The organism is Acinetobacter sp. YH01019 (assembly GCF_013420285.1).
In the GTDB taxonomy this organism is placed as follows: domain Bacteria; phylum Pseudomonadota; class Gammaproteobacteria; order Pseudomonadales; family Moraxellaceae; genus Acinetobacter; species Acinetobacter gandensis.
The window spans coordinates 45,958-57,186 of sequence record NZ_VOYM01000015.1; the positions used below are offsets into that span (position 1 = coordinate 45,958).

The 11,229-nt window shown below is 39.7% G+C and carries 8 protein-coding genes, 3 pseudogenes and 1 riboswitch; of the genes and pseudogenes, 9 read left to right on the top strand and 2 right to left on the bottom strand.

Annotated features, from left to right (window positions below; all coding sequences use genetic code 11):
* Positions 1 to 92 precede the first annotated feature (92 nt).
* Complete coding sequence (locus FTT84_RS05890; protein WP_180080366.1) at positions 93 to 1,262, top strand: thiolase family protein; 1,170 nt, start codon at positions 93 to 95, stop codon at positions 1,260 to 1,262.
* 124 nt (positions 1,263 to 1,386) lie between these two features.
* Positions 1,387 to 2,883, top strand: coding sequence for a succinate CoA transferase (locus tag FTT84_RS05895; RefSeq protein ID WP_180080363.1), 1,497 nt, complete (start codon positions 1,387 to 1,389; stop codon positions 2,881 to 2,883).
* Between the two features lie 100 nt (positions 2,884 to 2,983).
* Here the strand turns inward: FTT84_RS05895 and FTT84_RS05900 are convergent, their stop codons facing one another.
* Positions 2,984 to 3,697 carry an HAD family phosphatase gene (locus FTT84_RS05900; protein ID WP_180080360.1) on the bottom strand — a complete coding sequence of 238 codons (714 nt, stop codon included), beginning with the start codon at positions 3,695 to 3,697 and terminating at the stop codon, positions 2,984 to 2,986.
* A gap of 191 nt (positions 3,698 to 3,888) precedes the next feature.
* Here FTT84_RS05900 and FTT84_RS05905 point away from each other — a divergent pair, with 191 nt between their 5' ends.
* The 7 genes and pseudogenes from FTT84_RS05905 (at position 3,889) to FTT84_RS05935 (ending at position 10,916) form a co-directional block, all read left to right on the top strand.
* Positions 3,889 to 4,782 carry a LysR substrate-binding domain-containing protein gene (locus FTT84_RS05905; protein ID WP_067766597.1) on the top strand — a complete coding sequence of 298 codons (894 nt, stop codon included), beginning with the start codon at positions 3,889 to 3,891 and terminating at the stop codon, positions 4,780 to 4,782.
* A gap of 107 nt (positions 4,783 to 4,889) precedes the next feature.
* A complete protein-coding gene (locus FTT84_RS05910) occupies positions 4,890 to 5,780 on the top strand; it encodes a DMT family transporter (protein ID WP_180080357.1) in 891 nt (296 codons plus the stop codon).
* 356 nt (positions 5,781 to 6,136) lie between these two features.
* Positions 6,137 to 6,248: riboswitch (guanidine-I (ykkC/yxkD leader) on the top strand.
* Between the two features lie 29 nt (positions 6,249 to 6,277).
* Positions 6,278 to 7,021, top strand: coding sequence for an urea amidolyase associated protein UAAP1 (locus FTT84_RS05915; RefSeq protein WP_180080354.1), 744 nt, complete (start codon positions 6,278 to 6,280; stop codon positions 7,019 to 7,021).
* Between the two features lie 15 nt (positions 7,022 to 7,036).
* Complete coding sequence (locus FTT84_RS05920; protein WP_180080351.1) at positions 7,037 to 7,699, top strand: urea amidolyase associated protein UAAP2; 663 nt, start codon at positions 7,037 to 7,039, stop codon at positions 7,697 to 7,699.
* Between the two features lie 3 nt (positions 7,700 to 7,702).
* A pseudogene (locus FTT84_RS05925) lies at positions 7,703 to 8,033 on the top strand (biotin carboxylase N-terminal domain-containing protein); the annotation flags it as partial.
* An 8-nt stretch (positions 8,034 to 8,041) separates the two neighbouring features.
* Positions 8,042 to 8,380: pseudogene (locus FTT84_RS05930) on the top strand (DcaP family trimeric outer membrane transporter); the annotation flags it as partial.
* Between the two features lie 391 nt (positions 8,381 to 8,771).
* Complete coding sequence (locus tag FTT84_RS05935) at positions 8,772 to 10,916, top strand: TonB-dependent receptor domain-containing protein (protein WP_257223363.1); 2,145 nt, start codon at positions 8,772 to 8,774, stop codon at positions 10,914 to 10,916.
* 216 nt (positions 10,917 to 11,132) lie between these two features.
* Here FTT84_RS05935 and FTT84_RS05940 read toward each other — a convergent pair.
* Positions 11,133 to 11,229: pseudogene (locus tag FTT84_RS05940) on the bottom strand (IS1 family transposase); the annotation flags it as partial.

Here is an 11,229-nt window from a genome sequence, read left to right on the forward strand (position 1 = left end):
CTAAGCACACTTTAAAGCATTAAGATGGAAACATCGTGGAGGCAGTCATGCCTCCAGGGTCAAAAAAGATTTAAAACAGGATGAAATAAGAAATGATTGTAATTTTAGATGGCGTTCGTACAGCGATGGGTGGTTTTCAGGGTTCACTTTCATCTTGTGCCGCTCCCGAATTAGGTGCAGCAGCAATTAAAGAAGTTGTTGCGCGCGCTGGCTTACAGCCAACAGATATTGACGAAGTTATTTTTGGTTGTGTACTTCCAGCGGGCTTGAAACAAGGCCCTGCACGTCAAGCAATGCGTTTGGCTGGCTTACCAGACTCAACAGGTGCAACCACCATTAACAAAATTTGTGGTTCAGGTATGAAAGCCGTGATGCAAGCTGCCGATGCGATTAAAGCAGGTTCAGCAGACATCGTTGTTGCTGGAGGTATGGAGTCGATGTCAAATGCGCCATACCTTTTAGAAAAAGCTCGTGCCGGTTACCGTATGGGGCATGGTAAAACAACCGATCACATGTTCCAAGAAGGTTTGGAAGATGCCGAAACAGGTTTATCGATGGGTATTCTTGCTCAAGAAATGGCGGATAAGAAAGGCTATACACGCGAACAGCAAGATGCTTTTGCCATTAACTCATTAAATAAAGCGGTGACTGCAATTAATGGTGGTTTCTTTAAAGATGAAATCGTGCCAGTTACAGTTAAATCACGTAAAGGTGAGGTGGTTGTTGATACAGATGAACAACCATTAAATGCCAAACCAGAAAAAATTCCGACGTTGCGCCCTGCGTTCAAAAAGGACGGCACCATTACTGCAGCGAATGCAAGTTCAATTTCTGATGGTGCTTCTGCATTGGTAGTGACTTCTGAAGAAATTGCAGCTGCACGTGGCTTAAACCCTGTTGCAAAAGTAGTGGCTTATGCTACGAATTCACAGCATCCATCTGAATTTACTATTGCGCCAGTTGGCGCAATTGAAAAAGTGTTGAAAAAAGCAGGTTGGGATGCCAAAGACGTCGATCTTTGGGAAGTGAATGAAGCATTTGCCATGGTAACGATGCTGGCAATTGATGGGTTTAACCTAGATGAAGCAAAAGTAAACGTAAATGGTGGTGCTTGTTCATTAGGTCACCCATTAGGTTCTTCAGGTTCGCGTATTATTGTGACGCTGATCCATGCCCTTAAACGCACAGGCGGTAAAAAAGGTATTGCAGCACTATGTATTGGTGGCGGTGAAGCAACTGCAATTGCGGTTGAACTTGCGTAATTGTCCTCAATTATCATTTTTAGATAACTAAGTTTTTAGATAAGCAATAACAAAGCCATTTCAGTTCGCTGGGATGGCGACCTATAGATGTTTATTTTGAGATGTTATTTTTGAGATTTTGATTATGAACGGTTTAGATCGCATTCGCTTACTCTCCCTTCGCGACAAAGTTATGTCTGCTGAACAAGCCATTGAATTAATTCAAGATGGTTCAGTTGTAGGTTTAAGTGGTTTTGGTGGCGCAGGTGAAGCCAAAACAGTACCGTTAGCATTAGCAGATCATGCAGTTTCGCATCCTTTACGCATTACCTTAGCAACAGGTGCAAGTTTAGGAAATAGTATTGACGGCCATTTAAATGCAGCACATGCGATTGAACGTCGATATCCATATCAAGCCGATCCAGGCCTGCGTAAAGCCATTAATGCTGGCGAAGTCATGTATATCGATCAACACTTGTCTGAAATGGCCGATAACATTCGTCATCATAATTTACCGCGTATTAATGTTGCAGTGATTGCAGCTACTGCCATTACTGAAGATGGTCAAATCATTCCAACAGGTTCATGTGGTAACTCAGCAAATTTCGTTGAAATGGCTGATCATGTGATTATTGAAATCGATAACACGATTAATCCTGTGCTTGAAGGCGTGCATGATATTTATGTTCCTAAAGCTCGTCCAAATCGTGGGCCGATTCCTTTAACCCAAGCGGGTGATCGTATTGGTACATTGGGTATCCACGTGAGTCCAGAAAAGATTTCAGCAATCGTATTGAATGATTTGCCTGATACCCAGTTTAAAATGGATGAACCTGATGTTGAAACACTTGCGATTGCACAGCATCTGATTACCTTCTTTGAAGGTGAGGTTGCAGCAGGGCGTTTACCTGAAAATCTTGGACCGCTTCAGTCAGGTGTTGGCTCAATTGCTAATGCTGTTTTTGCTGGATTTGAACACTCAAATTTCCATGACCTGGAAATGTACTCTGAAGTACTCCAAGACTGTACATTCCAATTGATTGATTCTGGCAAAATGAAATTTGCTTCAGGCTGTTCAATGACTTTATCTGAGCCTTGTGCACAGCATGTGATGAATAACTTCGATCAATACAAAGACAAAATCGTGTTGCGACCACAAGAGCTTTCAAATAATCCAGAGATTATCCGCCGTTTGGGGATTATAGCGATTAATACCGCGCTAGAGTTTGATATATACGGTAACGTCAATTCAACGCATGTAACCGGCACCAAAATGATGAACGGTATTGGTGGTTCTGGTGACTTTACTCGCCATGCGCATATTGCCATTTTCGTTACTAAATCGATGGCGAAAGGCGGTGCAATTTCATCGGTAGTGCCAATGGTGAGCCATACCGATCATACAGAACATGATGTGGATGTGCTTGTGACTGAGCAAGGATTAGCAGATTTACGTGGTTTATCTCCACGTGAGCGTGCACGTAAAGTCATAGAAATTTGTGCGCATCCTGAATATCGCGGAGCATTACTCAGTTATTTTGAACGTGCGTGTGAGCGTGGCGGTCAAACCCCGCATATTTTGCAAGAAGCCTTGTCTTGGCATGCAAAATTTGAAGAAACAGGCAGCATGAAATCAGCTTAAGTATTTAATTTTTTAAATAAAGAAGCCCGATTAATTCGGGCTTCTTTAGCTTGAGTTTCTTATTGTTAGCATCTAAAATTGAAAAAGCCATGCTAAAAGTTTAGCGCTGAAGATAATCAATTAATGTTGCAAAGTCTTGTACAAAATAATCCGCTTTGGCTTGAATTTGCGCTAGCTCATGTTGCGAGTATTGATCATAAATGGCGACGACTTCAATGCCTGCTTGATTCGCAGCTTCAATGCCAATGAGTGAATCTTCAATAATTAAACATTCGTCAGCTGTTAATCCAAAATGTTGAATGGCTTTTAAATAAACTTCGGGATGCGGTTTGATATTCTGTACATTTTCACGTGTCAGCATGAGCGAAAAATCTTGCTGAAAATCGATCTTAGAATGAATTTGGGTATTATTTTGTTGATAACGCTGCACATTATAAAGACTAGTCGTAGTGGTAAGCGCAGTTTTAATTTGTAACTGCTTTAAGTGGTGTAGTAGCACATCTGCTTGTGGTTTTAGCTCGACCACATGATCTAAAAAATGTCGTGAAATCGCATAGCGACGTTCTTTGACTTCAGCCTTGTCTAATTTAAAGTGATATTTTTCATTTAAAAAGCCGCAGTATTCTAAGTAGGGATCTGTATATTCTCTAAAAAATTTAAGCTGAATGTCGCGTTGGCGTTGTAGTTCAGTATGTTCGATATCTAGACTAGATAATTGTCGAATTAACGCAGCATCGACCTGATTCCAAATACCAACGGAGTCGATTAATGTGCCGTCCAAATCGAAACAAACCAACTTTTTATTTTTAAACATGATACATCCTAAATCAATCTGCATGCATTATGCGCAGATCGATGCGTATATTAAAGTAAATATCATCTATTACTGAGACACTATGGTTTTTCATCTACATTAAAAGTAATATTTCGATATTGGCATTTATAACAAGAACGCCGATGATGCAGGGACTGTATTAGAAATTTAAATGTAGGAAAATTGGATTCGTGTTTGAACTCGACTGTAAACTTTTAAGCATCTTTTTTCATGTTTATAAGTATAAAAATGTCTCGCAGGCAGCAGATCATCTGCAAATGAGCCAGCCCACGGTCAGTAATATTCTGAACAAAATCCGACAACATTATAACGACCCATTATTTTTGCGTATGGGCAATGAAATGGTGCCTACAGAGTTGTCTCGTCAGCTTTTTCCATTGGTGAGCGAAGCATTAAGTAAAGTTGAGGCAATTAATAACTTTACGATTGATTTTGACCAATCCATGTCGGATCAGCAATTTACTTTGGCAATGACTGACGTATCACATCTGGTTTTATTGCCTAAAATTAGTCAATACTTAAAAAAACATGCGCCACAAATTCGTTTAAATGTTCGTCCGATTACCACTGAAACCAGCTATCAAATGGCCAATGGTGAAATCGATCTGGCGCTTGGATTTTTACCGCATTTGGAAAGTGGTTTTTATCAGCAGAAATTGTTTGAACAATATTATGTGGTGATTGCAGCCAAAGATCATCCGCGTTTAACGGGGGATACAATTACCACAGAGCAATATATTAGTGAATCGCATATTGATATTGATGCAGGGATGGGACATTACCATATTGAAAATGAGCTGCTTAATTTAGATTTAAAACGTGACATTCTAATGCGTTTGCCAAGTTATCTGGGTGTGGGCTTGGTGGTACAAGATACAGATGCAATTGCGACCGTTCCTTATTACCTCAGTGAAGTTTTGCTATCACGTGGCAATTTAAAAATATTTAATGCGCCAATCGCATTTCCGACATATGGGGTAAAACAATATTGGCACATGTCGTGCCATCACAAAACCAGCCATCAGTGGTTGCGGCACATGTTCCATGAAATTTTAGTTAAATAATATAGAGAATATTTTCTAAACATCTGAGCTTAAATTCTTTGAACTGATTCGTAATGTTCCATTGATGGGAGTACATTTACCGCTTCTTATTGGATCTTACACAAACTATGGCGCTGAGCTGGATACTCTTTACTTTAATGGCTGCATTTATGCAGGCTTGGCGTAATGCATTTCAAAAACAGTTGAGTCATACAGTTGACGCTTATGGCGTAACATTGGCACGATTCATTTTTGCTTTTCCATTAGCAGGGCTTTATCTCTATTATTTATACAACCAGTATCCTGTTCAGCACATCGTTAGCTTTAATTCTAAATTTTATTTTTATGTATTAATTGCGGCATTAAGCCAAATTTTGGCAACCATATTGATGGTTCAGTTATTTAAACAAAAAAACTATGCGATTGGCGTTGGGCTAGCTAAAAGCGAAGCTATTTTAGCAGCCATAATTGGAGTGGCATTACTGGGTGAGCATTTAAGTTTATTGGCCTGGACAGGTGTTTTTCTCGGTGCTTTTGCCATATTTTTATTGAGCAAGGGCGGACTACAAAATAGTAAATTTTCGTGGAATACCTTAATCATTGGTACAGCAAGCGGTTTATGTTTTGCAATTACGTCGCTACTGGTTCGCCAAGCCAGTTTACAGTTAGATATGCTGCCATTTCTACATCGTGCTGCTTGGGTATTAGTGAGCATTACTGGTATTCAATGCAGTGTTTTACTACTTTTTTTAGGAATTTTTAAACGCGCAACTTTCATTGCAATGTTTCAGCGCATAGGTTTAATTACTAAAATTAGTTTTTGCAGTTTTGCTGCTTCACTCGGCTGGTTTACTGCCATGAGTGTACAGTCTGTTGCTTTGGTCACAACACTCGGACAAATTGAAATATTATTTAGCCTCCTTATTTCAGTCTATTTCTTTAAAGAAAAACTAGTCGCAAGCGATCACTGGGGACTGTTTTGGGTAGTTATTGCTGCGACCTTGGTTATTTGGGCTTAGTGCTCGTTTTTCAGGCTTTGACGTTTTCGTTAAGCGTTATATTGAAGCAAAATTCATAAAGTTAAACTGGCGAAAATTTGGCTAAAACAAAAATAATGATAAAAAGTCACTTTAAAAAATAATTCTGCACTTTCTATGTGCATAAGCACCTCTTGAGTGCTCATGACTAAATTATCTTCTTTTGGAAGTCTCTTAATTCCATTATTTATTAATCCGTATTGCATTTTTAGCCAAATGATTTACTTATTCCTTTGGCTCTATGTCTTGTGATATCAGTATTTTACTCATCTTTAGTAATACGAAATAAAAATACCGTAATACTAAACTGGCACAGCCTTTGCATCTATCTAACCCATCATAAAGTGATCTAGGGTTCCGATGCATGAATATTCATGTATGTCCGAGACCGAGAGTTCACGGCTTAAGTTTCAAACTCAAGCTACACGGAGGGATAAAAGCCCGGGAGATTGTCTTTAAACCTTTATGAGGTGAAGCAAATGGGCTCAAACATAACTGAATATCATAATAACCAAACGCTGTGGACTGAACGTTTACCAGGTGGACATCACTGGTCAGCACGTATTCAGCGTGGCGCAGTATTACAATTCAAATCCTTAGGTCAAAATGCCAATGTGGCGCTGTACTGCGTCAATAGTGAAGATAAACTCGAACGCTACAACATGCCAGACAGCTTAAAAGGGCAACATACGGCTTTCTTAAGCACAGGGCATATCCTTGCATCTGATCTTGGTCGCGCGATGATTTCGATTGTTAAAGATGACCATGGCTGGAATGATGCGTTCTGTGCGCCAAGCACCGCACAGCAAATCGAAAAACAATTTGGCACGCAAACATTTCAAGATGTGCGTAATGACATGTACCGTAACGGCAAAGACTCGTTACTGCTTGAAATGACCAAATTCGGCTTATCTGCCACAGACCTCAGCAGTACGTTAAATTTGTTTTCTAAAGTCCAACCAGATAACAATGGCAATCTCAGCTATGTGGCATCTGACAATACCGATCAAGTGATTGAATTACGCTTTGAAATGGATTGCTTGGTGTTTTTATCATCCGCACCGCATGCTTTAGACAATAGCACTGAATATGCACCTGCCGATGTTCAATTGTCTTTATATAAAGCACTTCCATTAGGCGACATTGATGTGTGTCGTGATTCATGTCCGCAAAATCAGCGTGCATTTCAAAACAATAATCGTTACTACGCACTCAGCGCTTAATTGGGGAGAATGATCATGACAGCTTTAGCCAATTTACAAAACAGCTTAGAAAAATCAGTTTTAAGCGAAGTTTGTCCTGCCGGTGAAGCATGGATGTGTGAAGTCAAAAAAGGCCAGTATTTCCGTATTGTTGACCTGGAAGGCAATCAAGCGGTAGATACCTTATTTATCTCTGCAAATAACCCTGAAGAGCGTTATAGCGCAACAGATACTTTAGCGATTAATCAACAAATCTATTTAGAAAAAGGCACAGCTTTATATACCAACTTTGGCAATAAAATTGCCACCATTCACGATGATAACTGTGGTCGCCACGATACGTTAGGTGGTGCTTGTTCATGTGAAAGCAACACCGTACGTTATGCACATGACAAATATCCAATGCACAGTTGCCGTAACAATTTCATGATTGCGCTGTCACAGCATCCAATTGCCAAAAAGCATGGCTTAAACGTGCGTCATATTGGTCCAAATATTAACTTCTTTATGAATGTGCCTGTGACCTCTGAGGGTCATCTGAAGTTTGATGATGGTATTTCTGCACCGGGTAAATATGTCGAAGTGAAAGCAGAAATGGGTTTGATCGTGTTGATCTCTAATTGCCCACAGCTGAATAACCCATGTAATGCCTATAACCCAACCAAAATTCAATTGATCATCCGTGAAGGCGAGGAATAAGCCATGTCTATAAAATATGGGTTTAATAAAGTTTTAATCGCCAACCGTGGTGCAATTGCGTGTCGTGTCATTCGTACCCTTAAAAAATTAGGCATCCAATCGGTTGCGGTCTATTCGGAAGCCGATCGTGATTCATTGCATGTGACTTTGGCGGATGAAGCAGTCTACATCGGTGAAGCCCCAGCGAGTCAAAGCTATTTAAATGTCGATAAAGTTTTAGAAGTTGCCAAACAAACCGGCGCACAAGCGATTCACCCGGGTTATGGTTTCTTATCTGAAAATGCTGATTATTACCATGTGAAAGGAGACAGCAGTTTTGTTTCTTGGACCAACCAAGGTTTTGTTACCAATGCGGATAAAGACATTATTGCCACCAATGAGTTTGATTCCATTAGCATAGGCTTAACACAACAGCTTTCGGCGCAATGGCGTGGCACTTTAGGCTATGGCTATATGAAAGCGGATAATAATGCTGACTATATCAACGCATTAGCCGATAAAACCAAAGCCAATAAGAACTTGTGGCAAGCATGGGCAAATGTATTCTACAGCCCAGTGAAGCCAATCAGTATAGGTTTAGAATACGTATATGGCGAGCGTGAAGCTTTTGGCGCCGCACCGAATGGCAGCACAAAGGGTGAAGATAACCGTGTTAACGCAGTCATGATGTATAACTTCTAATAAGTCTGTAGTAGTTTGTCAGTACGCTTTTAAATCTGTATTAGCTAGATATTGATTTATTTAAAAAAAAGCCAAGCCATCATCAGGTTTGGCTTTTTTAATGCCGATCATCTTTATTTTTATTCATTTATCAGTTGGTTCAATGATACGGTAACAGGAGCTATAGCATGCTGAATTTTTTATTTAACGATTTTGATACTAATCAGAAAAATATTTTTGACCAAAAATTATAGCTATACGATTTATTTTATTTAACAAATAGCCTAGATAAACATATTTAAAATAGGCTATCAGTAAAAATTATAAATTTTGAAATATTTTGATACATACATGCTGAGAAAACACACTACAATCCTTGCCGTTAATACAGTTTCACTTAGCAGACATAATCATGGATGTACCTCAATTTTCTCATAATCATAAAATGCCGCTTTCCGTTTTAAGCTTAATGGTACTGTCAGCCTTGGCACATCAAAAAAGTGATGCAGCGACTGCGGGATTATCTGAAAATGTCTTGCCAGAGATCACTGTGCATGTGGCTAAAATCTCTACATCGGCTCAAAAGAAAAAAGAATTAGAAAAATTGAGTGGGGCAACCAATTATATTGCCAAAGAATCACTACAAAGTGTCATTAAAAGCAATAATGCAGATTTGTTTGAAAATCAACCGGGGATATATGCAGCATCTTCAGGCAATGAAGGGGTCAAGTTGTCTATTCGTGGCTCTGGCATTAACCGTGCACCGGGCGCCCATGCTTCGGGACTGTATGTGACTTTAGACGATATTCCATTTACCGGGCCTGGTGGTACGCCGTATGAATTGCTCGAACCACTTTGGGTTGACCATGTTGAGGTATTACGTGGTGCCAATGGTTTAGAGCGTGGGGGTTTAAGTCTGGGTGGCACGATTAATTATGCAACGCCTATCGGTAAAGACGCGGCAAAACTGCAACTGCATCATGAAATGGGCAGTCGTGGTTATCAAAAAAGTGCCATAAGCTCAGGTCAGCAGATTGGAGATTTGGATTATTTTATTTCTCTAACCTATGGTGAAAATAACGGTTATCAAGATCATTCTTCAAGTCAGAGTAAGGGCATTGCAACCAATGTCGGTTATCAAGTGAATGACAATGTTGATACCCGATTTTATCTGCGTTATCGAGAAACCGATCATCAAACACCGGGACGTCTTACTCAAAAGCAAATTCAAGACGATCCAACTCAAGCAGTGGCCAGTAATATTGATTTAAATAACCATCGTCCGCAGCCGGGAAGTTTATGGCTGGCAAATAAAACCAATGTAAACTTGGAAAATGGCGATCTGTTGCAATTGGCTTTGGCCTATCACCATTATCCAATGGATTTACAGGAAGGCTATTACAATACTGATGTCGATTATGATGATGTCAGTACTTTAATCAATTATAAGTTTCAGCGTGAATTCTGGGCAAAGGAGAGCCAAAACACGATTGGCTTTCGGACGACCACTCATTTACCAGCAGGCACAGTCATCGAACGTCAGCGCGTAAATATTGGAAATTATCCTACGGGAACAGAAACACGCCATTACACCTATCAAGGCGGGGATTATGTACTACATGCTAGTAATGCCTTGGCACTCAACTCACAACTTTGGTTAGATAGCCGCTTAGCCTTGGCCTATACCCATCGTGAAAGTGAAGTCACTTGGCCGGTTCAAAGTGAAAAAGAAAATAATCGCGAGTGGAATCTTTTACCGTCACTTGGTGTGCGTTATCAATACACGCTAGACACGCAATTGTTTGCAAATATCAGTCGTAGTTTAGAAGCGCCGCATCCTTGGTCGTTAATTTGGGGATCGAATCATTATTTTGTAGATCAAGGACCAGCAACGGGACGACAAAGCGCACCGACTCATTTAAATACGCAAACAGCTAATACAATTGAGCTGGGAGGACGGGGGCAAAGCTTAGTTGGCGCATGGAATGTGGCTTATTACTATGCAAAAGTTAAAAATGAACTTTTAGCGGTGGAAATTGCTACAGATCCAAAACAGATTATTGCTGAAAGCAATGCATCCGATACGGTTCATCAAGGTGTAGAAATTGGCTTAGACAGTCCATTATGGCAAAACGACGCATTGGGCAAGCTTAATCTGAAGCAATCGTATACCTATAACGATTTTCACTATAAAAATGATGCAGTGTTTCATAAGAATGAATTAGCCGGTATTCCAAAACATATTTACCAAGCAGAACTACGTTATCAACATCCATTAGGTTTCTATGCAGGGCTAAACACCATATATGCCTCTAAAGCACCGACAGATTATACCAATAGTTTTTATGTAGATAGTTGGCAAACGTGGGGCGCAACACTCGGTTATATACAACCTGAAAAGTCATATTTGGCCTGGTTGGATTTTAGAAATATCAGCGACAAAAAGTATGCATCGACCATTACACCGGGATATAACGATAATGGAAATGATCCTGCTCGTATGACACCGGGAGATGGTTTTGGCGTATATGCAGGACTTACTTATAATTTTTATTAATCTTGATGATTGAATTTTTTCTATACCATCACTCTAAGCTAAAGGGAGAACTAGATTCTCCCTTTAGCTTATAAATGACTTTTTCAAGTGCTTTAAATCTTTAACTGTGATGCCCAAGTCGCTTCAATTCAATAAATTATTCAATGAAGCTTGTTAAATAAAATATCCGAATAAAGATAAAAGATTATTGGTGGTGTTTTAAAAAGTATGCTGACATTAAATGAAGCCATTATTGATGTAAAAGAAGGTTAAGTCGAAGGCTTTAAAATGGTTTTCAAGCTTTTTGGAGAAATTACAACTTCTTCTAAAACCA